The sequence below is a fragment of the Nocardia sp. GCM10030253 genome, assembly GCF_042675075.1.
Lineage (GTDB): Bacteria > Actinomycetota > Actinomycetes > Mycobacteriales > Mycobacteriaceae > Nocardia.
This window is the reverse complement of the sequence record NZ_JBHTDL010000004.1, coordinates 458,901-484,835: the sequence shown is the minus strand read 5'-3', so window position 1 is coordinate 484,835 and position 25,935 is coordinate 458,901. Positions and strand designations below refer to the sequence as shown.

Below are 25,935 nucleotides of genomic sequence, written 5' to 3'. Positions count from 1 at the left end.
GCATCTCCGGGGAGGCTCGATGGGGAAGGTGTGGTGCGTGCAAACCTTCGGTGTCCGATATTGCGGAATGTATTGACCCGCAGCATGTTTCGTCCGCTGGACGCGCGACACGCAATATTGGAGGAGGGCGTCCGCCGAACTCTCGCTCTGCGTCCGGTACGGTCGCCGCAGCGTAGCAGGGGCTGCTGCGGTTGAACGGATCTCAGTCGGCGAGATAGCGCAGCATCACCACGGTGTTGAAATGCCTCGTCTCGGCCAATCGGAGCTGGATGCGGGTGTTCAGCGATGGGAAGAACGGTGTGCCGCCGCCGAGCATTACGGGCAAGAGGAACAGCTGGTACTCGTCGATGAGCCCGTGTGGCATCAGCGAGGCCGCGAGGCTCGCGCCACCGACCTCGATGACGCCATCGCCTCCAGCCTTGAGCCTGCGGACCTCCTCGACCGCGTTCTCGCTGATCAGCGTGCTGTTCCAATGGACCTCGGTGAGCGTCCGGGAGAAGACGACCTTCGGCTTCTCCGTCCAGAGCCTGCCGAACTCACGCTCGATGCGCGGCGCGTCCTCGGGCACGTGCGGCCAGTACTCGGCCATCAGCTCGTACAGGCGACGGCCGTGCAGCGAGACCTCGATCTCGCGGTAACGGTCGTTGTGGAACTGGTGCAGTTCCTCGTCCGGATTGGTCCAGTCGATGTTGCCGTCGCGGTCGTTGATGTAGCCGTCCAGGGACACACTTAACCCATAGATCAGTTTCCTCATGACCGGGTAGACCTCCTACGCGCTCGAACTCATCGGCGCTCATCGGACAAAACTGGTCCTGACAAAATCGTCGGACATGGCGGTAGCAGATGACGCAGGTGGTGAGGCCGAGGAAGGCTTCGTGGCGACCTCGGGGTAGTAACAGTAGCTTGTGGTCGGTTATTCACGGCTTCCTCGACGAGATGGTCTCTGCGCGCTTTCCTGCGGTGCTCCACCAGCTCCCGAAACAGCGCTGCGAGGGTCTCTTGGTAGGCGTCGTCGTAATAGACCGGGAAGGTGTTCGACGGCATCGGTCGGCCGAAGCCCTTGACATCCCAGTCGTATTCGGCGTTCGTACATCCATTGCCCGTAGTTGCTCGTCGGTTGGAGGGTGCATGTCCAGACCCTGGAACTAATTGCGGAGCAGGGTCACACCGGAGCACAGAGACCGCCGAAGAGATCCTCGAATTACTCGTTCAACGGATTTCAGGCGCAGGACACCAGCTACTTGTCCCTAGAAATAGTGCCTGGGGTGCGGCTGCCTGGGACGTGGCCCGCCAGTCCCCCGCGGAGTTGGCTCGGCGTGGTGTCGAAGCGTCGACGGAAGGCCTTGTTGAAGCTGCTGGCCGAACCGAAGCCCAGGTCCGAGGCGATATCGGTGATGCTGCAACGTTGGTAGGCGGGGCTGCGCAGGCGGTCGCGCGCCAACTGCAGGCGTTCTTCCCGGATGACTTCGCTCGGCGTGGTGCCTGCGGCGCTGAACGCCAGTTGAATTTGACGCAGTGACCAGCCGAGCGCACCGGCCACGCGCGTGCCGGTGAGGTCCGGGTCGCCGGCATGGTTGTGGATATACCGGCGGGCGGTCGCTTCCACATCGGCGAGCTGGGTGGATGAGCTCGCCGGATCGCCGAGAATCTGCATGCACAGCAGATCTACCAACCGTTCGGAGACCGTGTCGAATTGGCGGTCGGTGAGTGCGGCGCATTCGGTGTACAGGCCGCTGACCATCCCGGCCGTCACGCGCCCGAGTCCGGTCGTGAGATCCAGCGGGCGGGTGGGCGGCGCGACGTGGTTGAGACGATGCCGCATCTCCTGCCGCGGAATGGTGATGATCAGCCCTCGCGTGCCGTCGGACATGGACATCGCGAAGGGCTGGTCGATGGCCACCAGGCACATCGTTGCCGGAGTGAGGATCCCGTGCCCGTCGTCGGAGCCGAAGGTCAGCCGCCCGGCGAGAGGAACGATCAGCCGATAGTCGTCATCGGGGTCGGCACGGATGAGCTTCGGGTTGCGAAGGTAGGTGACGGCGTCCGATTCCCATCCGACGAGCTGGTAGGCGTCCGTGCGCCGCAGTCGAGTGTGCCCCTGGAAGTCGGTGCGGCTCGGGAACCGGTAGCCCAGTCGGCAGTGGTACATGTTAATCAAGTGGGCCCAGTAGTCGGCGCGCTCATGTGGATCCACCACACTTGTCGTGGCCGAGTCGGCAATAGCCGCTTGGTCCATGAATACCGTCTCCCGGCTCGGCGATCATGGGTGGCCTGGGCACCAACCCAATTCGAGCAGAAGTGTACGGCGGAACCCGCGCGGACCACAGCCGGATCAGCACCGCCGCTCTTCGAGTTCTACGCACTCGGACAATGCTCGTGCGTTCCGAGACAAGCGGGTATGCGTGAGCGGTGGCTACGGTCCGAATAGCTGATGCCCGGATCGGCAGGTGTGGCTATCGGTGCCGACCCGATTCAGCTGGTTGCGGACGATAATAAGGAGTTCACATGCGCAGAATCGTGGTCGGCGACGACGGAACCGGACAGGGGCGGGTACTGGCAGACGACAGTATCGACCCGCTCACACTGGCGCTGCTGCCCGGCGCTGAGATACATCGGATGTGGGAACTCGACGAGCTACCCGATCTGCCGGTCGACCGGATGCCTTCGCAGACCGATACGCGCTACTTCCCCGTCCCGGGCGGGCTGCGTTTCGGATTCATCTCCATACCTCCTGGGCTGACCTATGAGCCCGACGCCGACCTGTCCGAGGAAGCAATAGCCGCCGTCACCACGGAAGCGGAGACGAAACTACCTGGGATGATGGCGGCCTTCGACCCCGCTGCGCCCGGCATGCACAGCACCGCGAGCATCGATTTCATTGTCGTGCTCGGCGGCCAAGGCCGAATGCGCCTCGGCGACGGTGTCGATGTCTCGCTGCGATCGGGCGATTGCTTGATCCAGAACGGCACACCACACGCATGGTTCAACGATGGTGCGGTGCCATTCGTCTTCAGTTACACCCTCTGCGGTGTCGCCGACCGGAATGTGCCGACAAAACCATGACCCACCCCCAGCAGCGGAGGTCCCCTGGATGAGGTTCGTCGGAAGTCCGGATTCAGCTTCCCTGGACATCCGTTCGGCCAGTGCAATGTTCGCAGATTCGGTTCTCGGGCGCGGCGCGACGCCGATGGCGACGGAGTTGACCAGCGCCTTCGGTCTGGCCAGCTGCTAGGAGGATTCAGCCTGTCCCAGCAGCGCGCCTGCCCGTTCGTCGAACTGGCCACCGACATGCTTGCCGTCGCCGGCGAACATCTCACCGACAATCGCCCCTGACCGGGTACCGAGCCAGCCTGCATGGTAATCGGATGTGCGCGCGTTCAGGACCGCGCGATGGGTGGCATAGAAAGACGTTCTATGCCACAGCTCATGAGATGCGACGGCATAACCAATGAGAACTGGCCTGTCCGAGTACCAACCCTGACGAGATCAGGTCGGAATGGCGCCGAGTTGTTGCATCTGTGAGAAGACGTCGACGACCCCCCAGATCTCAGCGATTCGGCCGTCGGTGAAGCGGACGATGAAGATCTCGTTGTACGTGACGGATTTGCCGGTTGGCGGCAGGCCCCTGTACTCGCCCTGGTGGGTCCCGGTAACCGTGTTCCTGAAGACGACCTTGTCGCCGTCGGCGATCTCATCCTCGACCGCAACGTGAATGTCGGGGAACGCGCGAAGGAGCACCGCCCACACTTGCTTCAGTGCCTGCGCCCCCGTCGCACCCATCGGTACCGGCGCGTGGAACAGCATGTCCGGCTCGACGACCTCGTCGATCGTCTTCGAGATGACCTCCGCGTCGCCGCTGTTGACGGCGTCATGGAGGCGGCTGAACGTCGCCTTGTTGCTTGTTGCTCGGGCTGTCGACATGTGGCTACTCCTCGGGTTGACATGAACATTCGGGTGGTTATCGCTGTTCACAGCGGGCTTGGTTGCTTGCGTGCGGCAGTCCGCCGGGGTCGGGTCACTTCACTGCGGCTTGTCGGCTCCCTATCGGCTGATCTGACGCGGAACCGCCACGGTGACGAGTTTGTCCGGGTTGCGGATGGCGTAGAAGTTGGTGATCTTGCCGTCGATGATCTCGATCAGGAAGACGCCTTCCAGGTGGTCGTCGCTGTAGACGATTATCGCGGGCATGTTGTTGCAGTTGACCATCTCGATCCGCAGGTTCGGCGTCCTGCTCGCCCGGTGGAACAGGTCCGTGAGGCACCAGGCCACCTTCTCCGCGCCCACCACCGGCCGGCGCGCCGCGATGGCCTTGCCGCCGCCGTCGGCAATCCAGGTGGCGTCCTGAGCGAGTAGCGAGAGCAGCCCCTCTGTATCACCGGTGGTCGCCGCTGTCATGAACTGCTCGGTGATCTGCGCGATCTTCGCCGCGTCGACGGGCTCGAAGCGTTGACGTCGCGCCTGCACGTGCTCGCGGGCGCGGTGCGCCACCTGGCGCACCGTCATCGTGGATTTGCCTACCGCTGCGGCGATGTCGTTGTAATCGAAGCCGAACACCTCGCGCAGCACGAACACCGCACGCTCGTCGGGAGTGAGTGTTTCGAGCAGCACGAGCATCGCCATGGATACCGACTCGGCGAGCACCACGTCAGCCGACGCGTCGTGCTCGTCGAGCAGCAGCGGCTCGGGCAACCACGGGCCGATGTAGTCCTCGCGACGGCGCGCGCTGGCCCGCAAGGCGTTGAGCGCCTGACGGGTCACCAGCCGTGCCAGATACGACTTGGTGTCCCGCACCGTCACCAGCTCCACCGCGGCCCACCGCAGATAGCTGTCCTGCAGCACGTCGTCGGATTCGGTTGCCGAGCCGAGGATTTCGTAGACGATCGTGAACAGCAGCGGCCGCAGCAGGGTGAACCGCTCGGCATGCTCGTCGGTTGTCATGGGGACGGGACCACCGGCGCAGCGCCGGTCGGCTGCTCGGGCCGCGGGCCCCCCTTGGGCCAGATCAGGGAACCTGGCTCGAGGGCCTCGCGGCGGATCTTGCCCACCCCGACCTTGCAGGTCACTTCCTTGATCCTCGCGCCCATGCGGCCGCCGACGTAGAGGTTCACCGCGGTGTCGTCTTTGCGATCGAGGGGCAACTCGTCCAGCCTGGCGCGCAGTCGCTGCGCGGACTCGAATTCAGCGATGGAGAAAGCGAACTCGGCCGCGCCGGACGTAGACGGTATCGCTGCGGTGCTGCCGACCGCGTAGATGACGTGGTCGTAATCCAGCGCGCGCGACCCGCCGCCAGCTGCACCCTACGGGCGGCGGTGTCGATGCGCGTGGCGCTGTCGACAACCAACTGGATGCCCTCGCCGAGCAGAGTGCCGTAGTCGACCGTCGTGTCGCCGGTGCCGGCCACGAACTGGTGCAGCCGGATTCGATCGACGAACTTCGGGCGCGGATTGACCAGCGTGATGTCGACATCGGTACGCATCCGCAGATGGTTGGCCGCGAGCGTTCCGGCGTAACCGCCGCCGACGACGACGACCTTGTGGGGTGTGTCTTGTTCAGGCATGCCTTCGAGACACCGCGGACCGCCGAAACGTGACACGTCGCGGCGTGACGTGCGTCACGCCACTCGAGAGCGTGGGAACACTTTGACGGGGCCCATCCCTGGATTGTGGAGTTGGGACAAGGCCGACCTGACAGATCCGCGCAGCAGCCGGACCGAGCATCCTGACTCGGCATTTCCGCGTGTCGCCCGACCACGGCGCTGTTGCATCCTGTGCCGGGCGCAGCCTCAAAGGTCATCGGCGGTAGTGCGAGGTGACGGAGTCCTGTCCGGTGTAGTTCGGTCCTGCATGGTTGTCGGCGCCGAGGTACCGGAACTCCCAGCGAGGCACGCCGTGTCCCGTACGAGTGAGTCGATGGTTCCTGGCGTCGTACTGGAATCCGTTGCGACGCAGCGAGGTAGTGAATGGCCGACCGATCGGGGAGCCGTCGGCCCACCGGATCGAGGAGGCATCGAAGTTGGCGACGAGCTGTCCGTCGGCGGTGAGCCACGACGCCATCCGGGTCAGCGCAGCGATCTTGTCACCGACGTAGTGCAAGACGTGGACGGCAGTGATGAGGTCCACTGGCGCCTGCGGCTGCCACCTCAGCACCGACCCGGTGATCAGGTCGACTTCGGGGTGGTCGGGTCCGGCGAAGTAGTCGACGAGGTCGAGGCCGATGATCTCGACATGCCCGGACAGCGACGCTGCCGCGTCGAAAAGAGCACGACCACTACCGCATCCCACATCCAGCCACCGCTGCGGTGCCGGCCGCGCTGCCAGCCATGCTGTCGGGTCGAAGCCGAGCTCTCGGCGATATGCGGCGATGCGGCGCTCGCGGTTCATCTCGGAGTTCGCCACTACCGCAGTCCGTTCCAAGCGAGCGTCGTCGAGCAACTCGGTCACATCGACATCCTTCCCGGCAAGCCGATCGGGTGCCCCCCGCGGACACCGCTGTTCTGTGCACGATCAACGGCCAGACCGTCGAAATTCGCGGCGCCATGATCAACGGTGTCTTCAAGATCGGCACCGCGTACATTCCGTGACGTAGCGCGAGAACCGAGGAGAGGCGATGAGTATTACCTCGATTGAGCCGCGGGCCCTGACCGAGCTCGAAACCGGCGTCGTCACCAAACTGCTGTCCTCCGGCAAGGCTGGTGCTGGCGACTATCTGGCGCAGATTCCGTTTGCACAGGTCAACGCCACCTGGGGTGTCGGTTCGCCCAGCGTCGATGTGGTGGTGCCCCCTGGCGTGGAGACCGCATCCGGTTCGGCGGACGGAATCTTCGCCAGTGGAGCGGTCACCGACCGCAACGGGGCACCGATCGGCGAGGTCATTCTATGGGTCGAGCACGGCAGGCTCAGTGGAATCGAGTACGCCTGGTACACGGACGTGCGTCCACAGACGCTGCCCGAGCCTGCGCAGATCGAGGTCGTGTAGACCATCTGGGTGCACCTCGAGGCAGGATTCGCTGGCGGAGTGTCGGTGCCCCGTCGTGGGACCACCACGTTGCCACTCGTGGGACCACCTACAGCTGGCCGGAAGTGAACGGGTTATCGCGGAGGGCGCGGTCGATGTCGGTGTAGGTGCCGTCGGAGTTGATGAGGGCTTCGAGGCGGTCGGCGACCTTGCGCAGTCACTACATTGATGATCTCAGCGTTCGGTGCCTTCCAGCAGTGCAAGATACCGGCGTCCGAAAAGATAGGCGTCTCCTGGCCAGCGTGCGGAGAGATAGTTGCGATCTTCGACGATGAAGGCGGGGGTGTTGTCGGTGGCGGTGCCGCGTCTGGTGAGTTCGAGTGGGCCGCGCTGGAATTGGGTGTCCGGGTTGTCGAGAGCCGCGCGGACCTCGTCCTCGACATAGGCCGGATACGTGCGGTAGTAGCGGCCGAGTCGCCATGCGGTGCTGAAATACGCGATGCGCTCCATGTATTTGGGCAGGCAGGTGGTGCGGCGCTGGGCGAGCACGCTACGGCCGGTAGCGGGATCTTCGGACCGGGCGAGGACGAGGACACCGTGGCAGATGGCGCCCACCGGCCGGCCCAGGGTCCAGAACTTTGCGACCTGCCGCTGCAGTGTCTCCGAGCCCAGGTACTGCAGCATGCCGGGTGCATGTCCGCCGGGTAGGAGCAGTCCGTCGAAGTCGTCCACGTCGACCTCCGACCAGGAGACCGTGGCGGTGAACTCCGGTGTGCCGGTGAGCTGCTGGTAGAAGGTCCGGGGCTCGGCTTCGGCACCGAGTTGACCGAAGATGACTCCGGTCAGTAGCCGCGGATCCGCCGCGGGCACCGTACCCGCTTGCTCGGTGGTGAATACGACCTCGTGTCCGGCGTCGGTCAGGATCCGCCAAGGCACGGCGACCTCGGTGACGTCGAAGTCGTGGTCGGGAACGGGCATGAGTACGCGCATACGCAGATCATCGCAGCCGGCACTCGTTCGATTCGGGAAGCGTTCGGCGTGCGCCGTTACTGTGGCTGAACCCCCACGGCACGACCCTTCGCCGGGCCGGCCGGCGATGGTCCGCCGAGGTTTGACTGCTCCGCTCAGAATGTTCAGCTGGGCGGCCGGTTCATCGGGCTGACACGAAACAGCGGGCAATGGGCAGCGGGCGTCGCGTGGTGTCCGTGCGGCGTGATCGCGACGGTGATGTCTGTCGCTACAGATGCCCTGCCCTGGATCGAGTTCCGCTGACAGGAGCAGGGTTTGGGCTCTGCGTTGGCGCTGCCGCAGCCGCTGTCCGGGGAGTCGGACGGCATCCTGTCCCCTCGGCGGCGGTCCCGGCTGACGCCGGAATCCGTTCCCGCCGTGGGTGATCCACCTGATCACCCACGGCGGGCGAAGATCCCGGCACGACCTCGCCGGTGCTAGATTTCAGCGAATGTGCTCCAAGACAAGGCTCATCGGGGGTATCGGCCTTGCAGTGGCTGTCGGGGTGCGTTCGGCAGCGTCACGATGATCGACACGAATACCCGCAAGGTGACCGCCGTGCGCCGCTCCGGTCGGTCCGGACACTGCACTTGGGGAATCGCCGTGGATACGGCAACCCATCATGTTTACGTTGCGAATTGTCAGCCCGACCGAACCGTGGAAGTAATCGCGCATAAGTGAGCGACCCGAGGAGCGGACCCCGGACCGTCGGCGTGCACCGGCACCGGCCACCCCGACGCCACCGCGGCCACGCACACCGCTACGACACGGAATCCGCTCCGGCCACGCCATTCTCGATGTCGCCCGCCGTCGGCCCGCATCCACCAGGAAGTTCGCGGCGGGCACGGGCCAGCCGAGCCGCCCGATGCACGGCGGGCTCAGCGGCAGCGTGATTCACGGGGTCAGATCCCAGGGCATCACGTAAATGGTTGTGGCTGTTGGTATTTCTTGCCGGACCCGCTGTCGGCGTTGGTCGCGGCGACGGATTGGGCTCGGCTTGCGAACCTGATGCCGTGCTGCTACCCGGCTAACCAACAGTCGATGAGTTGCTGATCCCGCCGACTGCTGGTTGGCCCGACTACGGCGACCCCGACCTTCGAGAGCGGGCTGCTCGTGGCCGAGGCGTTCCACCACCGCGGGTAGCTCAGTCGCCGACGTGCACGTGGGCGGCCCACCGGGTCGGCACAGCTGGATAGGCGTTCCGCATGCGGCGCAACGTTTCGGTGAGCGCGGTGGCCGCCTCGGCCGTGTCGGCAGGGCGGGTGCCGTGCGCAGTGAGCGCCCCGTAGACCGCCTCGGCGGTCTCGGTGCTGTCCGCGGTGTGCCACAGCGTGCCGATGACGCCGCGGAAGCCCGCGAGGTGGAACGCCGACGCCAGGTTCAGCGGCTCGTCCAGCAGTGCCGGGTCGGGGCCCGCGGTGTCGCACGCGGACAGGAACGCGAGCTGTGCCTGCGTGGTGCGCAGGTCGCGCACGAACGAGGGCACGAACATCCCGTCGCTGAGCACCAGTCCACCTTGGTCGGGGTGCTTGGCCGAGCTGACCGCCTGGCCGTGGCAGGCGAAGTGGGCGATCGCGTGCTCGTGCAAGCCCTGCTTGATGGCCTTCAGGTCGGCTGCGGAGTCGATGAGCACAGTGGAGCCGGGCAGCAACCTCGCCACCGCCTCGGCCTCGGCGCGGGCGCTCGGCAGCACGGGCACGCCTTTCCGCTCGCCGACACCGACGACGAGAGCGGTGTGGCGGGCATGTTGCGGCCGAGGCGTAGTCAACGTGTCGGCGAGCGCGGTCAGCGACGGCGTGTACGAGGAGACGACGCGGTCGAACACGGTCTGCCCCGCATCGTCGCGGTGCCTGCCTGCCGCGTGCAATGGCAGCTGGGCCGTGATTCCGATCGGGCACCACCACAGCCGTGTCGTCGTGACCCGGTCCAGTACCGGCCCGGCCATGGTGTCCCACAGCCATTCCAGCACGGCGTGCACCTCCAGCTGGGCCTGCTCGCGCCGGTCGAACGAGCACGCCGGGTCCTTCACGTCGGGGAGCGCCGCTCGCAGCCGCCTGACCTGGGCGCGGGCGGTGGTCTCGGTCATCTGAAGTAGCGGCACAGCCTCGACGGGCTGCCAGTAGTCGGCGGGAACCACGAGCGCGGTGCCCGCGGCGCTGGCGACCACCGCGGTGTGCCCGGCCGTGCGCGTGCGCAGGACTTCGAGGTTCGGCGGCGCCAGCAGATCCTCGAACCCCGGCATCGCCCGCGCCTCGGCGAGCAGCCGGTCTCGCCGCACCGCGAGCTGCCGGATCTGTTCGACGGCCTGTGGTCGCGGGTCCCAGTCTCGGGTGGAAGTCCGGCCGTCGAACTCCACCTCGATGTGGAACTGCACGTCGGCGTACCCGTCGGCATCAGCCAGCTTGCGCTCGACCTCACTGAGCTCATCGGCCAGCTGCGGCCTTGTCTCGCGCAGTCGTGCCCAGCCGCGGCGGATACCCCACGCGTCGCCGAACAGGACGCCGCGGCATTGTTCGACCAGCTCCAGCGCCCGGTCGAGCTGGCCCGACCGCACGCCCGCGTCCACCACCCGGTCGGCGAGTCCGTCCAGCTGCCGCACGGCCTCCAGCCTGCGGTACCGCGACAGCGCCCGGCTGACCGTCGCGGGGATGGCGGCAATCACGCGTTCCTGCGCGTCCAGCCATGTCGCCGGGTCTGCCTCGGCGAGCATCGCGGCCTGGGCCTGTTCGCAGATCATCTGGTGCTGCGCGCTGGTGGCCGGGTGCGCGGAGACGGCCCGGTAGTGGGTGATCGCGAGCTGGCGCAGCTGGTCGGCACGCGGCCCTCCGAACATGGCGAGCTCACGGGCCGAGCGCGCGAGTGCGATCGCCCGCAACGGCCACCAGTGGTGGGCCTGCGGTGTCTGATCGACGGCTTTCTCCGCGAGCTCGAGCGAGTCGTCCAGCGCGTCTAGGTCGCCGCACTGCCGGTACCGGTGGTACAGCACGTCGGCGATGGTGCTCTCGATCCGCGGAACGTCGGGGTGATCGGGACCAACCAGCGCGAGTGCGGCCCGGTAGGCGCGTTCGGCCTCGCGGAACGGTTCCGCGTCGGTCACGTTCGTGTGGACCGCCTGGGTCTGCACGGCGCCAGCGTAGTTGTAGAGCATGCCGATCCGGCGTACATCGTCCGCCGGGATGGTGGCCACGGCGGACGCACCCGCGTCGACCGCTTTGGTGAACATGCCGTGGTCACCGGCCTCGGCCACCTTCTCGGCCGCACTGGACAGCGTCGACCAGCGCAACGGGAGGTTCGAGTCGCCGGGTGGGGTCAGCGCGACGGACTCCTCCGCGACGGTGACGGCCTCCTGGCCCGCCGCGGGGTTACCGCCGACTTGGAACTGCATGATCAGCGCGGACGCGAGTGTGGCGAGCCGGAGTGCGCGCTGGCCATGGTCTGCGGTCGGCAAGTCCAGCGCGGTGCGGGCGGCGTCGACCGCATGCTTCGCCTCGTCGCGGGAGCCGGTCCGCATGGCGGCCGTCGTCGCGGAGTTGGCGAGTGCCTCCAACAGCTCCGCTCGGCCTGCGTCCTCCGGTGACGTGGTGAGCAGCGCTTCGGTCACCGTGTCGTAGGCGAGCGCAATGGCATCGGTGTCGCCGCCGATCTCCCAGAGGTCGTTGTGCGCGTGGTAGAGGTCCAGCAGTGCGTCCAGCCTGCCGTCGTGGTCCAGCGGCAGCCCGATGGCGAGCACCCATGCCTGGTCACGTCGCTGCATGAGTACATCGAGCGTGACCGACTGCTGCTGCAGGCTCCCGATCAGGTCGTACTGCGTCTGGAGAGCGCGGGGATCGCGATGGCATGTCAGCAGGAACCGCGCTATTTCGGGACCGATCCGGCTGCTTACCTCTTGCTCGAGCGGCTGGAGCGCGGGCACGGTAGCCGTGTCGCCGAAGGCCCGCTCCAACGCGTCGGCGAGGTCACGGCATGCGACCAGCGCACCTGCCAGGTGGATGGGCGCCCCACCGCCCGCGTAGAGATCGGACTGGTACTGGGCGAACTCGAGCACGATGTCGCGCCACACCGGGCGTTCTCGCAGCGCCAGCTGGGCAGCGGCCCGGTAGTCGGCGAGGATCTTCCCCGGCCGCCTGCCCGCGTTCACCTGTGCTCGGGCGCGGTCGACCAGCCTGCGGGCGCGCTGCGGATCGTCGCGGGGTGTGTGTGCGATCGTCCAGTTCAGCCCGTTGAGGACGATCTCGCGGTAGGCGTCCGTACCGTCGTGCTCGTCGAGCATGAGCAGTAACTCGGCGTGGTCGGCGGTGAGCGCGGCCTTCATTCGCTCGTCGTCCAGCGCGTTCATCAACGTCGTGTAGGCGTTCGCGAACAGCGCCAGCGACTCGCGGTCCTGGTAGTCCTGGAACTCCTCGCGTGCCTCGTCCAGCGCCCGGTACTGCGGCATGGCGGTGACGCGCGCGACTGTGGGATCACCCGGCCTGCCGGCGATGGCGGCCGCGATCTCCCGGTCGACCAAGCCGGTGAACCCGCTCTGCGCCTGGAACCGGTGCCAGTGCGCTTGGGCGAGGTGCGGCAGCAGGTGCCGAGGGCACTGCTGCGGTGGCGGCAGGCCGGCGGCGAGCAGTGCGCCGACGTCGCCGGTGTCCTCGAAGTTCTCGACTATCAACCGGACGTCGTCGTACACGCGCCGCCCCCAATCCCTTTCGGTCCACGGTAGCGTGATCTGGTTCGCGGAGAAGGAGGTTCGGAGCCGGCATGGCACCAACGACGGGTCCTCGGGTCGAAGTCCTGTGCGAGCAGGCCGGAGAGGCGCTGGCCGAACGCGCTTCCCGCTACGGCGTCGCGGACGTGCTGGCCAGAATCGTCGCGGCGGCCGAACGAGGCGAAGTATCCGAAGCAGACCTCGACCTGCTCGACAGCGCCTTCGCCCGGCACGGCATCGACAACCTGACGCGGGCGCACCGCGGCTTCGAGCCATGGAAGGGAGCGCGGGGCGTCGTGGTCACCGCATGGGTGTGCCCCACGAGTGCGTGCACGCGTGCCGCGACCGACGAACGTGCGTTCTGCCGGCTCATCGGGCAGCCGTTCCGCGAGACCAGGATTGACCTGTGAACCTGTTCTCACCGAGCTCGGCAAGAACCTGGCTACCCGCTGGGCTTCCGCGCTCGCGCTACCCGCCGCCGTGTTCGTTGCCGTTGTGGTTGTGGCGGTCGTGCTCGGGCCCTCTCACGCACTCGATGTCAACCTGTTGCGGACGCGGGTGACGGCGGTGTCGACCGGGCCCGCGCTGGTGTGGGCCGCGGCGGCGTTCCTCGCCGCGACCGCGGTGGTGGGGTTGGCGATGACCGCGCTCGGCGGCGTCGTGATCGCCGCGTGGGGAGCGACAGGCACGGGTGCCGGCAGGCCGTTCGTCGCGCTGCGCCACCGCCGTTGGCGGCATGCGGCGGCGAAGGCGGACGCCGCGGTCAAGGCCGTGCTGGCCGACCGATCGGACCGGCGAGCCAAGAGTGAAGCGCGTCGGGCCGTGCTGCGGCGCGACGCGATCTCCGAGATCGAACCGGCATGCCCGACGTGGGCGGGCGACCGGCTGCGGACCGTGGACGACCGCGTCAGCCGTGGCACGGGACTCGACCTGACCACGACGTGGCCGCGGTTGTGGCTGGTGCTGCCCGACGCGGCGCGGACCGAGGTGACGGCGGTCCAGGAACGGTGTGCCTCCGCCGCCCGCACCCCGGTGTGGGGTTTGGCCTATCTGGCAGTCGGTGTGTACTGGTGGCCAGCGCTCGTGTCGGGGGTGTGTGCGTTGCTGGTGTCACGCCGTCGGATCCGCCGTGCGGTGGGGGTATACGCGGACCTCGTGGAGGCCTCGGTCGACCTGTACGCCTGGGACGTCGCCAACCAGCTCGGGTTCGAGCTGACGGGCAGGTTGACACCGGAGATCGGCGAGCAGTTGACCGAGGTACTGCGGAAACGGCCTAGGTAGCTGGGTAGCGGTTCTCATGGCTGGTTACAACGGCGGCTCTCATGCTCCCGCCTGCCGCGGCCGATCCTCGCTGTTGACGCCCATGCCCTCGTACCGGAGCGATACCCTTGAGCAGGGAGGTTCGGCGGAAAGGAAATAATGTGGGGCAACTACGATACAAGGCCGCATCGCGCGTAGCCGCCATGTGATCGCCTCGGGCTGATCTCCGAGCTACCGATGCACGAGCCGATCGATCTGGTCGATACAGCTGAACGAACCCGCTCAGCGCTTGCCACTGTCGTGGCACGGTTTTCAGAGGCTTGGGCGTCCGGGTCCCCACCCGACCTGTCAGGATATCTACCCCGCGAACCGGCTGAGCGGCGCACGATACTGATCGAACTGATCAAGATCGACCTCGAATACCGCTGGCTTCGCTATCACTTTCCCAAACGACTGATCGAATACCGAGCGGAATTTGCAGAGCTGCAAGATGGTCCGCTTCCAGCCGAGCTGGTCTACGAGGAATTCCACGCCCTACGCCGCGGTTCGCACGCAGCCGATGCGGCTGCCACGGTCACTGAGGTTACCGCCAAGGCGGCCGGCCCTGAGCTCGCAGAGCTCACGAGCGACTACCGCAGCACGATAATCGCTCGTCCAAGTGCCCAAGTTGTTCTCGACGCCATCGATGTCGGCGACCATGTCGACGATTTCGACCTCCTCATGAGGATCGGGGCCGGCGCCTTCGCCCAGGTGTATCTCGCTCGGCAACAATCAATGCAGCGACTGGTCGCGGTCAAGATTTCCCACAACCACGGCATCGAGCCGCAGACCCTCGCCCAATTGGACCACGAATACATCGTGCGCATTTTCGACCAGCGACTCATCGCCGATGGCGAGCTGAAGCTGCTCTATATGCAGTACCTACCGGGGGGAACGCTGCTCGACGTGGTGCGCTTACTGCGCTCGACGCCTTCGGAGCACCGCAGTGGGCAACTGCTGCTCGATGCCATCGACGAGGTACTTGCCGATAGGGGCGAGGTTCGGCCCGCCGAATCAGCTGTTCGAACACGGACCGCCGCACTGACATGGCCGGAGACTGTCGCCTGGCTGGGCCGCCGACTCGCGGACGCGCTTCAGCACGCATCCGAACGAGGGGTGTTGCATCGAGACATCAAACCCGCGAACGTGCTGCTGAGCGCCGAGGGAATTCCGAAGTTGGCCGACTTCAACGTCAGCTCCAGCAAACGCATCAAGGGCACAAGTCCCCTGGCGTACTTCGGCGGGTCGCTGGCGTACATGTCGCCCGAACAGCTCGAAGCCTGCCATCCGGACCTGCCGGCGACCGCCGCCGACCTCGACACTCGAAGCGACATCTTCGCGCTGGGTGTCATGCTGTGGGAGTTGCTCACCGGACGTCGCCCATTCGCGGATGAAACCTCTGCCGGTGAGTCGGAGACGTCGCTGGCCCGCATGCTCGAACTGCGGCGCAGACCCGTCGAGTCGAAGTTCCTGTCGGAGCTTCCGCCGGATTGCCCGATGGCGCTGCGCCGAGTGCTTCTCAAGTGTCTGTCGCCCGACCGCGAAGACCGCTACTCGTGCGGTTCGGAATTGGCCCAGCAGCTCGACTTGTGCCTCGAGGAGAGGGCCCGCGACCTTGTCTATCCGCCGCCGAACAGTTGGCGGGCGCGACTTTCGCGATGGCCCACCCCCGTCCTGTGGTTATCTTCGCTGGTCGGCGTCGGGCTGGCTACGGTCTATATGGCTGTGCATGTGCAGGAACTGATGCGAGAGCGCCTGTCCGATGCCACCAACTCGCAGCTCGACAGGGGCGTCATCGTTTTCATCCTCTGTGCCCTGCCGCTGGCCGTCCTCATCTACGCATACATGTCGCGTGATTTGCTCGCGGTTCCTCGCGGCTTGCGCGATGGCAGACGCTACGACGAGGCAATGCTCGCGCGGGTGCGGTCGCGAACACTATTTTGGGGCGACCTGTGTGCGCTGAACACCCTTCTGACCGCGGTCTGCGCAACCGTGACGGGGGTGATGTTGCTTCGCTGGTTCACCGACCTTCCGGCGCGGCTGCTGGTGCATGCGGCGACGACCGTTCTGGTAGCGGGCACCATCTCCGTTGCCTACACGTTCTTCCTTTCCACGTTCTACGTCGTCCGCTGTGTCTATCCCATCTATTTGCGCCACGGCCTCACGACGGCGCACGACTTCGCCGTTCTGCGCGCGCTGCGTCGAAGAACCACGGTCTACCTTGCGGTAACGGCGTCGGTGCCGCTGGTCGGGGTGCTGGCCGGTTTCAGCGCCCTCGAACCTGCGGAGCTTCCGCTCGTGCGCGATTCGGTTCTGGGGTTGTGCGCGGCCTCCGGGCTGGCGTTCGTCGCCGTTTATTGGTTGTTCAGGAAGCTGGATGCAGACCTGCGCGCGCTTCAGCGAGTGGTCTAGCAAATCAGCCGCGGCTTGACTTCGACCTCGAAACCCGCAGACACCTACCGGCAACGCCCGTTGGTTGCTGAATAGGAACTAGATCCGGCATTCGAGATCTGCGGGCAGTCGACCACGCCGATGCGGCATCCGCATGCCAGCGTGGCGTGGTGTGCGGTGAGCTCGACCGTAAATCCATGGCGATGCCGCAGAAAGTGAACGACTTCGGTTGGGGTGTAATAGGATTCGTACACGACCATCTCGTCCTGAAGTCGCCGCTGGATGTCATCGCGCTCTTGGGTTCGGGCACCGCCTCGGTGACGCTGCTGTATCGTCACCATTACATTGCTGCATCATTGCTGGTATTGCTTCGGCATGGCCGCTCATTCGGCGGCGGAGACCGTAGTCTCGGGCTCGCCGAGTGAATGCGGGACGCCGACGTCCTGCGAGGAGGAGGCGACGCGAGATGCCCAAGTATCTGTGGCGGGTCAGCTACTCCCAGGAGGGAGCGCGTGGCCTGCTCGCGCAAGGCGGCAGCGCCCGCCGAGCGGCCATCACGGAGATGGTCGAAAGCGTGGGTGGCAAGGTAGACGCTTGTTATTTTGCGTTCGGTGAAGACGACCTGTTTGTGATCGGCGATGTTCCGGACGAGGTCGCTGCCGCCGCACTCGCAATCCGCACGGCGGCATCTGGAGCAGCGGTCTCACACACCGTGGCTCTATTGACCCCGGAGCAGGTCGACGACGCTGTCGCGCGCGAAGTCACGTACTTGCCGCCCAAGGCCTCGCCGTAGTCTTTTCCGGCGTCAGCGGCATGGGCGACCGGCTGAACTGACTCACCGGTTTCCGGAAGCGCCCAGAAACACAGCACACTCAGGCACGCAGCCATGCCGATATAACCGGCGACCGGCCACGCGTTGCCGCTGTTCTGGGTCAGCGCGGTGGCGACGATCGGAGTCATAGCACCGCCGAGTACACCGCCGAGGCCGTAGGAGACTGCGGCACCGGTGCAACGGACCCGGGGTTCGAACAACTCGGTCAGGTAGGCGCCGACGGCGGACAGCATCGTGATCAGGCCGAGCATGGCGACGATGAAGCCGAAGCCGATCAATAGCGGTGCGCCGGTTTGCAGCAGGAACATCATCGGGAAGGCCCACGCCCCCATGGCCGCCGTGCCGACCAGGCACATTCGTTTGCGCCCGTAGCGGTCGCCGAGCATAGCCATCAGCGGTGTGCCGAAGCCCTTGGCCGCCATCGCGACCATCACGCAGCCGAGCATCGTCCCCCTGCCAACGCCCACCTCCTTCGTACCGTAGTACAGCGACCAGGTGGTGATCGCGTAAGAAACCACGAATCCCGTTGCGACACCGCCGGCGCCGAGCAAAACGACTCGCCAATGCTCGCGCAACAGTTCGACCAATGGGACGCGCACCGTCGCCCGCTGCTCGGCCAACGCCGTGAACACCGGGCTTTCCTCGATCGTGAGCCGCAGCAACGCCACCAGCACGGTCAGCACTGCCGCAAGCCAGAACGGAATCCGCCAGCCCCACGACAGGAATTGGTCGTCGGCCAGCACCGCCGACAACACCAGCAACAGACCGTTCGCGAGCAGGAAGCCGAAAGACGGTCCCGCCTGTACCAATCCGACCCACAGTCCGCGCCGTCGCGCGGGCGCGTACTCGGCGGTGAGCACGATCGCGCCACCCCATTCGCCGCCGAGCCCGAGGCCCTGGATCAACCGCAATGTCACCAGCAAAACCGGCGCGGTGACGCCCAACTGAGCGTAGGTCGGCAGTAGCCCCACCAACATCGTGGCGAGCCCGCTCAGCAGCAGGGATATCAGCAGCACCGGCCGTCGCCCGTGACGATCGCCGAGGTGGCCGAACAACACCGAACCGACCGGCCGTGCAAGGAAGCCGACGGCGTACGAGGCGAAGGCCGCCAGCGTCGCCGTGGCAGGTGCGAATGACGGAAAGAACAGCGGACCGAAGACGAGCGCCGCCGCTGTGCCGTAGAGGTAGAAATCGTAGAACTCGACTGCGGCGCCGGAGAACGACGCGACCGTGATGCGGCTTCTCGACATACCGCGCGCGGCCGTTGGGTCGCTTTCCGGCCGGTCGACAGAGACGGGCGCAGACATCGATCGGGATATCACTCGCCTTTCCTTGGCAGTGACGAGAGCAGAACCCGAACCTCGTGCGCTTCGGGAAGTTCGAGTTCGACGTAGAGGTCGAGCGCGTGGGTGGCGTGCTCACGCGCAGTGTCTATTCGGCCCAACGCGCGGTGGGCATGTGCGAGTCCATCGTGGGCGCATGCCGCTTCGGGCATATTGCCCACCTCGCGCGCCAACGTCAGCGCCGCACCGTGATCGGTTACCGCCTGGGCTGCGTCACCGGTCGCCCGAGCCACCGCACCGAGCCCGTTGAGGGCTTCGGCCTCGTCGCTGCGGTAGCCGAGCTCGCGATACAGCTCGAGCGCTTGCCGATGGTGGGTGCGAGCCTGCTCGTACTGACCGAGCCGCCGGTACACCAGCCCGAGATTGTCCAGCGCGTCGACTTCGCCGTGCGTGCTGCCGATCTCGCGGTAGATATCCCTGGCCCCACGATGATGGTCGAGCGCTTCGGCGTAGCGTCCCTGCCGCTCGAAAACGGTCCCCAAGTTGTCCAGCCCAGCGGCCTCGCCCACCCGGTCACCGATCTCGCGGCACAGGGCAAGCGAGCGGGTATATCGGTCGTGCGCTTGGGCGTAGTCACCTTGGCGCCATGCCCCGAAGGCAAGGCGGTTGTGCGCCAACGCCTCACCGAGCCGATCGCCTGTCGCGCGTGACAACTCCAAGGCGCACCGCGCATCCGCCATGGCCTGCTCGGGCCTGCCCTGGCGCCAATGAACTTCGCTGAGATCGATCAGCGCACGTCCCTCACCGGCGGTGTCGCCCCGGCTGCGGGCGGCGTGCAGCGCTTCGGTATGCAGGACCATGGCATCGGAGTGATGCGCGCGCCGGTCCAGGAAATGGAACAGGATCGTGGCGAAATCGCCTGCGTGGGAGGGCCATTCGGTCCTGGCGCAATGCGTGGCGACCGCGAGCAGGTTGGCCCGTTCGGCTTCCAGCCAGCGGACTGCCGCGTCCTGGTCGCGCGGGACTTCATCCGGTGGGTCCGGCTGTGCGAGTTTCGGCATTCGGTGTCGGATATAGGGGTAGAGCAGGTCGATCGCGGCTGCCGCACGATACCGATAGCTGTCGAACAGGCTGGTCTTGGCCGCATGCCTGGTTTCTGGACTCTCCTGTTCGTCGGCGCGACTGTGCGCATGCTCGCGCAGCAGGTCGTGAAAGGTGTAGCGGGCTGGCTCGTGCTGGGCCAGGACGTGCGCATCCAAGAGATCTTCGAGGACTTGTTCGGCACGCTCTGTGGAGATTGCGGCCAACGCCCCGGCGGCCTGCGCGTCGATGTCTCGGCCGGGATGCAGTCCGAGCAGCCGGAACATGCGCTGCTGGAGGGGATCGAGTTGTCGGTAGGACAGCGTGAACGCGGCGGCGACGCTGCGTTCGGAGGTGGACAGCTCCGAGAGCCGGCCACGTTGCTGGCGCAACCGGTCAGCCAGGTATCTGACAGTCCAGCGCGGCCGATGGTGCAGGCGGGCTGCGGCGATCCGAACCGCTAAGGGGAGAAACCCGCACAGTTGCAGAACATCCAGGACGGCAACAGGTTCCGCGTGCGCCCGCTCCCCGACGATCCTGGTGAACAGGTCGATGGAGTCCTCGGCGGGCAGCACGTCGACCGACAGTGCACGGGCGCCGTCGAGGCCGATCAGCCGTCTGCGGCTGGTGATCAGGAACAGACTCGCCGACGTCCCCGGTAGCAGATGCTTGAGATGGTCTGTGTCCAAGGCGTTGTCGAGGACCACGACTACCCGCCGATCGGTCAGCTCGGCTCGCCACAACGCGGCGCGGTCGACCAGTTCCGGCGGAATGCGTTCGGCGGACACACCCAGCTGCAACAGCAATGTCTCCAGCGCCTCGCTCGGCGCCACCGGCCGCTGCCCGCTGGTGTGTGCCTGCAGGTCGACGAACAACTGCCCATCGGGGAAGCGGTCGCTCGATCGGTTCGCGACATGCACGGCGAGCGTGGTCTTTCCGATCCCCGCCATTCCGTCGAGTGCCGCAATCTGCGCCCGGTCGCCGGGTTCGCCGGCCAATCGGTCGAGTTCTGTCGACCGCCCGGCGAAATCGGGTGTGTCATATGGCAGGAAGTTCGCCCGCCGCGCCGGTCGGATCGCGGGTTCGGCGCGAGAGGTTCGGCTCTCGACGCTGACCGCGTCGAGAGTCAGTCCGGGGTCATCGCGTAGTACTGCCGCTTCGAGGGTGGCGAACGCTCGCCCGGGATCCAGACCCTGTTGGTCGGCCAGCGCCTCGCGGAACGTGCGAGCGACCGCAAGGGCGTCGGCCTGCCGTCCCGCGCGATACAACGCAAGGACAAGATGACCGACCAATTTCTCCCGGAGGGGATGCGCCGCGACCTCGGCACTCAACTCGTCGACGAGTTCCTCGTTGCGGCCGAGGGCCAGTTCGAGCTCGGCGAGCCGTTCGACCGTGGTCAGCCTGCGATCGATCAGCCGCGCCCGAGCGCTGAATACGTAGTCGGCCTTCACATCGGCGAGTGGTTCGCCACGCCATAGTTCGAGCGCCGCCCTGATCTGCGCAGCGGCATCCTCGCGATCTGTGCTGTCGCCCGTTGCCACCAGGGTGTTGAACTCGTCGAGGTCCAGTTGCCCGGCCACCGGGCTGATCATGTATCCACCAGCTCGGGTGTCGATGACCTGTTCGACACCCGCCTCGCGCAGTACCCGGCGAACCGCGGTCACCGCCGCGTGGATCTGGGCTCGTGCGCTGTCGGGCGACGTCGGTCCCCACATGGCGTCGATGAGCCGGTCGAAACCCACCACGGTCCTGGCGTTGATCAGGAGATAGGCCAACACCGCGCGATGACGGGGCGCCATCCCCGCTAGCTCGCGGCCTTCGACGGTCACCGCCACCGGCCCCAGGACTGTGAACCGTCCATCCAGCATCAATCGAACTCCTTCGCTGGCAAGTATTTACCGCGCCGCAGCAAACCGGCGATCAGGTTTGGTCTCGGTTGCCCGGCCATAGCAAACGTGCACTATCGAACCAGTTCTGTGCTGATTCAGCCGTGTGCGTCGAAAGGTCCGCACTGATCCCGGAGCGGGAACGTCGGCGGGTGACCTCGCCCTGCTCCGACCACTCGGTCGCTACCGGAAACAGTTGGCTAACCCATCCGGCGCGGGCCGGCGTTTCATCCACGAGTGGCGGCGGCGGCACCGGAAGCGTCCTGTGTTCAAAACGACAATCCGATACTGAGTTGGGAGAGGCGGTCCCAAGCTGGGGATGAGGCTCCGGGCTGGGACAGCGCTGCCAGCCGGGCGATGGTCGGGTTGTGGACGGAGCGGGTCTCGGATCGGGTGTGGTGGTTGGCGAACCAGTTCCGGGTACGGTCCGCGAGAGCGGGGAGGCGGGGGTCGTTCGGCGACCAGTCGTAGGCGGCGTCATGTTCGAGGTAGATGGCCCGGAATTCGGGATGGGCTATGAGCTCGCGTTTTCGGCGATCCACACCGCGGCGTCCTCGGGTGAGGCTGTTTGCATGAGGATCCAGCCGTCGCGTTCCAGGTGGATCTGGCGCTCGCTGACGCCGAAATCGCGTAAGTCGTCGAGATAGTCGGCGACTTCCGGGGAGACGAAAAGCCGGTCGCCGCCACGCAACTGGGCGAGTTGATCGCGGGTTCGCCCCAGCTGCGCGATGCGGTCTCGGAGGTTGTGGTCGATCTCGGCGATGGCTGCCGTGAGCGCGTCCGGGTTGGCGTCGAGGAGGTCCTTGATGCGAGCCAGTGGCACGCCCGAACTAGACAGTGTCCTGATCTTGACGAGGGTGATGGCGTCTTGGGCGGTGTAGCGCCGATAGCCCGACGCGTCGCGGTCGGGCTCGGCGAGCAGACCGCGCTCGTGATAGTGGCGGATGGCTTTGCTGGTCACTCCGGCGTAGTCCGCGAGCTGGCCGATCGTGAGCATGCTCGACATCTTTCCACTCGGCGGTCAGGTCAGCCGGAACGGTCAGGCCCGTCTGGTCAGGCGGTCGGCGCAGTTGCGGAAGCGCGCTTGGCCGTCGCGGACGTCGTGGTAGGAGACAAGCAGCAGTCGCAGGTATCCGTCGAAAGTCTCCAGTGGGTACCCGGCGGGCGCGAAAAGGCCGGGCCGGATCGGCACGTAGCGCTGCGGCGGGGCGGCGGTCATGCCGCCGGCGAACTGGGTGAAGATGTGTTCCTGCGTTTCGTCGGCCGGTTCGTAGGTCGCCCGCTCCTCGAGCTGACCGTCGACGATGCTGACGTCGATGCGGAGCTGATTGGAACGGTAGACGCCCACGTAGGGGGTGAGGTCGACGTCGGGCTCCGATTCGGTGATCAGAGTGGGGATCTGGATGCCGAGATGGTCGCTCAGGAGCCGCTGCAGGATCTGGTCGTGCAGCATGCTCGCCCCCGAAGTATTGGCGAACGCGGTGAAAACCAGGTCGTGTTCGGGTATGACGCACAGGATGGACCCGCCGCCCGGCGATGCGCCCGACATGGCGAGGACGGTCGTGTCGCCGAACGGATACAGCACCCAGCCCAGGCCGATCGGCGGGACGTTCGGGCTGGCCATATCGAACGCGACCTGCTGCATCAGCGCGGTCGACTCGGTCGAGAGGACGCGTGCGCCGGAGGGGGACACACCGCCCGCGAGATGGGTGCGTCCGAAGGCGAGCAGGTCGGCGATGGTGCCGATCGGCGTGCCGCCGGCCGGCCCCCAGGTGTCGGGCAGCGTGAACATGGCGGTGGGCTTGGCCGCCATGGTCTCGGGGTCCGGGAAGTGCCCGACAGCGGTGCTGCGCAGGATGGCCTGCTCGGCGGAGGTGCTGGAGTCCTTCATGCCGACGGGTGCGTAGATATCGCGCTCGAGCAAGTCGGGAAAGGACAGGCCGGTCACCACTTCCAGCAGGCGGCCCGCGACGATCATGCCGCCGTTGGAGTAGCTGAGCTGCTCGCCGGGTTCGAACAGGGTGCCGCAGCTTTTCGCGAGGCCCTCGACGTAGGTCCGCACGGCGTCGCGACCCTTGGCATCGGGAAAGAAGAGGTCGGCGTCGATGCCGTTGGTATGCGAGATCAGGTGCCGGACCAGGATCTTGTCCGCCGCGTCCGGTGCGTTCATGGCGAATTCGGGTAGGTACTTCACTACCGGTGTGTCGAGGTCGAGGAGTCCGCGGTCGACCTGTTGGAGGACCAGCGTGGTGGTCAGGACCTTGGTGACCGAGCCGAACAGGAATCCGGTGTCGTGGAGCATCGGTGTGCCGGTGGCGACGTTCGCGGTGCCGTGTGCGACGACGATCTGCTCGCCGGCGTGATAGACGCCGGCGACGAAACCGGGGACATCGTTGGACTCGCAGTAGGCGGCGGCCTGCTCGCGGATCTGGGCTTCGACGATGTGCAGCTTGCTGTTCATGCACACCATCGTCGAACCTTGCCCCTGGGGCAAGGTCAAGCCCCGAACGAAGACACCAGGTGAGCACTTTGATCGTCATCTTCAGGCGGCCGGGCGGAGGGGTTGACACCCCGCCCGGACCGCACTGGAGTTCTACCAGCTTTCGACGCGTGTGTCGGGGACGTCGGGATAATCGGGGCGCCTCACTAGAATGAGACGACCGTGTTCATTCGTTTCCGGGAGTTCGCCGTGACCATTCAGCCCGTTCGCCTCTTCGGCGACCCCATCTTGCGCGCCCGTGCTGCGGAGGTCACCGAGTTCGATCGTGAGCTGCGTCAGCTTGTCGCCGACCTCATCGACACCATGCACGACGACGGCGGGGTCGGGATGGCCGCGCCGCAGATCGGCGTCGGCCTGCGGGTGTTCGTCTACGACACCGGCGACGCCGCGGGTCATCTGGTGAACCCGACGTATGTGGTGGAGGGCGAGGAGGAGCAGGTCGGGCCGGAGGGCTGCCTGTCGATTCCCGGAGTGCGCTACGACACGCGGCGGGCGCTGCGAGTGCGTGCGTCCGGGTTCGATGTGGACGGTGCGCCGATCGAATTCGCGGCCGAGGGCCTGCTCGCCCGGTGCGTGCAGCATGAGACCGACCATTTGGACGGGGTGTTGTTCCTCGACCGACTGGATCCGGCGTCGCGCAAGGAGGCGATGCGCACTATCCGCGAATCCGATTGGTTCACAGCGGGTATCACGGTGCGCAGCTCGCGCGCGCTCGGGACAGGCCAGGCCGGCCCGTTCGGACGTGGTCGCTGATGCGCATCGTCTTCGCGGGCACACCCGAACCGGCGGTGCCGTCGCTGCGTCGATTCATAGATTCTCCGCGCCACGAGGTGGTCGCCGTGCTGACCCGCCCGGACGCGGTGGCTGGGCGTGGGCGCAAGGTGACAAGGTCGCCGGTCGGCCGATTGGCCGACGAGCACGGCATCCAGGTGCTGACCCCGCGCCGCCCGTCAGAGCCCGAATTCATCGAGCAGCTGACCGCGTTGGCGCCCGACTGTTGTCCAGTGGTGGCCTACGGTGCGCTGCTGCCGCAGCAGGTGCTCGACATCCCTCGGTTCGGCTGGATCAACCTGCACTTCTCGCTGCTGCCCGCCTGGCGCGGCGCGGCGCCGGTGCAGGCGGCGATCGACACCGGTGACGAGTTCACCGGCGCCTCCACCTTTCAGATCGAGGCGGGCTTGGACACCGGACCGGTCTTCGGCGTGATCACCGAGAAGATCGCGGTGACCGACACCGCGGGAACGCTGCTCGAGAAGCTCGCCGTCAGTGGTGCGCACCTGCTCGAGACGACCCTCGACGGTGTGGAAGACGAGACGCTGCAGGCGGTTCCGCAGCCGACCGACGGTGTCTCCTACGCTCCCAAGGTGGCGGTCGAGGCCGGTCGCATCCGCTGGGATCAGCCTGCGCTCGCCATCAGCAGGCGGGTCCGCGCGGTCACCCCGGCCCCGGGCGCCTTCACCGAGATCGGTGGCGCCCGCCTGAAGGTCGGACCGGTCGAAATGGTCGAGGACGAACTGCCGCCGCGGGTGATCGAGGTTCGCAAGTCCGGCGTCTTCGTGGGCACCGCGACCACCGCGGTCCGCCTGAATCAGGTCCAGCCGCAAGGCAAACGAGTAATGGCGGCGCTCGACTGGGCACGCGGCGCGCGCCTGCAGCCCGGCGCGGTGGTCGAATGACCGCCCAAGATCGCAGGCGGGCAGCCGAACGCAGGCGGGCAGGCCAGACCGGCGGAACCGGTCGCGACGACGCACTGCCGATGAACAGCCCGGCGCAGCGGAAGGCGGCGTGGGAACAGGACACAGCGCCGCGGGCACGCACCGATGAGAACCGAGGCCAGTCGTCTCGGACCCGACCAGAGCGGCGGAATATGACTGCAGAGCGCAAGACCGCGGCACCGGGCGACAGTTCAGCGCAGGGGAAAGGTGGGCCACGCAGGCAGCCGAGGGATTCGGCGCAGCCCAAGGGCTCTCGTAGGCAGGCGGATGCATCGAAGCAGCGCGAAACCCGAG

General features: G+C 66.5%; 19 protein-coding genes and 2 pseudogenes. 9 read left to right on the top strand and 12 right to left on the bottom strand.

All coding sequences use genetic code 11. The features are described from left to right. Positions 1-202: 202 nt before the first annotated feature. On the bottom strand, positions 203-754 hold the full coding sequence (locus ACFQZZ_RS06290; RefSeq protein WP_378675257.1) for a dihydrofolate reductase family protein: 552 nt from the start codon (positions 752-754) through the stop codon (positions 203-205). Positions 755-1,237: 483 nt separating this feature from the next. Then, positions 1,238-2,236 carry an AraC family transcriptional regulator gene (locus tag ACFQZZ_RS06285; RefSeq protein WP_378675254.1) on the bottom strand — a complete coding sequence of 333 codons (999 nt, stop codon included), beginning with the start codon at positions 2,234-2,236 and terminating at the stop codon, positions 1,238-1,240. A 269-nt stretch (positions 2,237-2,505) separates the two neighbouring features. Between ACFQZZ_RS06285 and ACFQZZ_RS06280 the strand changes: the two genes are divergently transcribed. Beyond that, entirely contained in the window at positions 2,506-3,063 is a 558-nt protein-coding gene (locus ACFQZZ_RS06280) for a hypothetical protein (protein ID WP_378675251.1), read from the top strand. Between the two features lie 423 nt (positions 3,064-3,486). Here ACFQZZ_RS06280 and ACFQZZ_RS06275 read toward each other — a convergent pair whose 3' ends face one another. From ACFQZZ_RS06275 to ACFQZZ_RS06260, 4 genes and pseudogenes are all read right to left on the bottom strand, one after another. Beyond that, positions 3,487-3,972 carry an ester cyclase gene (locus tag ACFQZZ_RS06275; protein WP_378675249.1) on the bottom strand — a complete coding sequence of 162 codons (486 nt, stop codon included), beginning with the start codon at positions 3,970-3,972 and terminating at the stop codon, positions 3,487-3,489. Positions 3,973-4,041: 69 nt separating this feature from the next. Further along, positions 4,042-4,938 (bottom strand): RNA polymerase sigma-70 factor, encoded by an 897-nt coding sequence (locus ACFQZZ_RS06270; protein ID WP_378675246.1) that lies wholly within the window; start codon positions 4,936-4,938, stop codon positions 4,042-4,044. A gap of 197 nt (positions 4,939-5,135) precedes the next feature. Beyond that, positions 5,136-5,557, bottom strand: a pseudogene (locus ACFQZZ_RS06265) (FAD-dependent oxidoreductase); the annotation flags it as partial. A 232-nt stretch (positions 5,558-5,789) separates the two neighbouring features. Further along, entirely contained in the window at positions 5,790-6,440 is a 651-nt protein-coding gene (locus ACFQZZ_RS06260) for a class I SAM-dependent methyltransferase (RefSeq protein ID WP_378675243.1), read from the bottom strand. A gap of 166 nt (positions 6,441-6,606) precedes the next feature. Here ACFQZZ_RS06260 and ACFQZZ_RS06255 point away from each other — a divergent pair, with 166 nt between their 5' ends. Next, positions 6,607-6,975: a hypothetical protein gene (locus ACFQZZ_RS06255; protein WP_378675240.1), complete on the top strand. Its 369-nt coding sequence runs from the start codon at positions 6,607-6,609 to the stop codon at positions 6,973-6,975. 213 nt (positions 6,976-7,188) lie between these two features. Here the strand turns inward: ACFQZZ_RS06255 and ACFQZZ_RS06250 are convergent, their stop codons facing one another. After that, positions 7,189-7,944, bottom strand: a complete 756-nt coding sequence (locus tag ACFQZZ_RS06250; protein ID WP_378675237.1) for a type 1 glutamine amidotransferase domain-containing protein — start codon at positions 7,942-7,944, stop codon at positions 7,189-7,191. Between the two features lie 1,162 nt (positions 7,945-9,106). Further along, positions 9,107-12,637: a CHAT domain-containing protein gene (locus tag ACFQZZ_RS06245; protein ID WP_378675234.1), complete on the bottom strand. Its 3,531-nt coding sequence runs from the start codon at positions 12,635-12,637 to the stop codon at positions 9,107-9,109. Positions 12,638-12,708: 71 nt separating this feature from the next. On the opposite strand from ACFQZZ_RS06245, the gene ACFQZZ_RS06240 reads away from it, so the two are divergent. The 5 genes from ACFQZZ_RS06240 to ACFQZZ_RS06220 all read left to right on the top strand — a co-directional run bounded on the left by ACFQZZ_RS06240 (position 12,709) and on the right by ACFQZZ_RS06220 (position 17,138). After that, positions 12,709-13,065, top strand: coding sequence for a hypothetical protein (locus ACFQZZ_RS06240; RefSeq protein ID WP_378675231.1), 357 nt, complete (start codon positions 12,709-12,711; stop codon positions 13,063-13,065). Continuing rightward, on the top strand, positions 13,055-13,936 hold the full coding sequence (locus tag ACFQZZ_RS06235; RefSeq protein WP_378675228.1) for a hypothetical protein: 882 nt from the start codon (positions 13,055-13,057) through the stop codon (positions 13,934-13,936). The genes ACFQZZ_RS06240 and ACFQZZ_RS06235 overlap by 11 nt, the downstream gene beginning before the upstream one ends. A gap of 279 nt (positions 13,937-14,215) precedes the next feature. Continuing rightward, positions 14,216-16,366: a serine/threonine-protein kinase gene (locus ACFQZZ_RS06230; RefSeq protein ID WP_378675225.1), complete on the top strand. Its 2,151-nt coding sequence runs from the start codon at positions 14,216-14,218 to the stop codon at positions 16,364-16,366. A 176-nt stretch (positions 16,367-16,542) separates the two neighbouring features. After that, the gene (locus tag ACFQZZ_RS06225) at positions 16,543-16,770 is read left to right on the top strand and encodes a hypothetical protein (RefSeq protein WP_378675222.1); all 228 of its coding nucleotides are present in this window, start codon (positions 16,543-16,545) and stop codon (positions 16,768-16,770) included. Positions 16,771-16,811: 41 nt separating this feature from the next. Next, complete coding sequence (locus ACFQZZ_RS06220) at positions 16,812-17,138, top strand: GYD domain-containing protein (RefSeq protein WP_378675219.1); 327 nt, start codon at positions 16,812-16,814, stop codon at positions 17,136-17,138. A 47-nt stretch (positions 17,139-17,185) separates the two neighbouring features. Here the strand turns inward: ACFQZZ_RS06220 and ACFQZZ_RS06215 are convergent. The 4 genes and pseudogenes from ACFQZZ_RS06215 to ACFQZZ_RS06200 form a co-directional block, all read right to left on the bottom strand. Next, positions 17,186-18,427, bottom strand: a pseudogene (locus ACFQZZ_RS06215) (MFS transporter); the annotation flags it as partial. 68 nt (positions 18,428-18,495) lie between these two features. Further along, positions 18,496-21,408 (bottom strand): tetratricopeptide repeat protein, encoded by a 2,913-nt coding sequence (locus tag ACFQZZ_RS06210; protein WP_378675216.1) that lies wholly within the window; start codon positions 21,406-21,408, stop codon positions 18,496-18,498. Positions 21,409-21,940: 532 nt separating this feature from the next. After that, entirely contained in the window at positions 21,941-22,423 is a 483-nt protein-coding gene (locus tag ACFQZZ_RS06205) for a MerR family transcriptional regulator (RefSeq protein ID WP_378675213.1), read from the bottom strand. 42 nt (positions 22,424-22,465) lie between these two features. Next, on the bottom strand, positions 22,466-23,887 hold the full coding sequence (locus tag ACFQZZ_RS06200) for a serine hydrolase domain-containing protein (RefSeq protein ID WP_378675210.1): 1,422 nt from the start codon (positions 23,885-23,887) through the stop codon (positions 22,466-22,468). Positions 23,888-24,115: 228 nt separating this feature from the next. On the opposite strand from ACFQZZ_RS06200, the gene def reads away from it, so the two are divergent. Beyond that, the gene (gene def / locus ACFQZZ_RS06195; RefSeq protein WP_378675207.1) at positions 24,116-24,679 is read left to right on the top strand and encodes a peptide deformylase; all 564 of its coding nucleotides are present in this window, start codon (positions 24,116-24,118) and stop codon (positions 24,677-24,679) included. Beyond that, positions 24,679-25,602, top strand: a complete 924-nt coding sequence (gene fmt, locus ACFQZZ_RS06190; RefSeq protein WP_378675204.1) for a methionyl-tRNA formyltransferase — start codon at positions 24,679-24,681, stop codon at positions 25,600-25,602. Before def ends, fmt begins: the two co-directional genes overlap by 1 nt. The last annotated feature ends 333 nt before the right edge of the window (positions 25,603-25,935 follow it).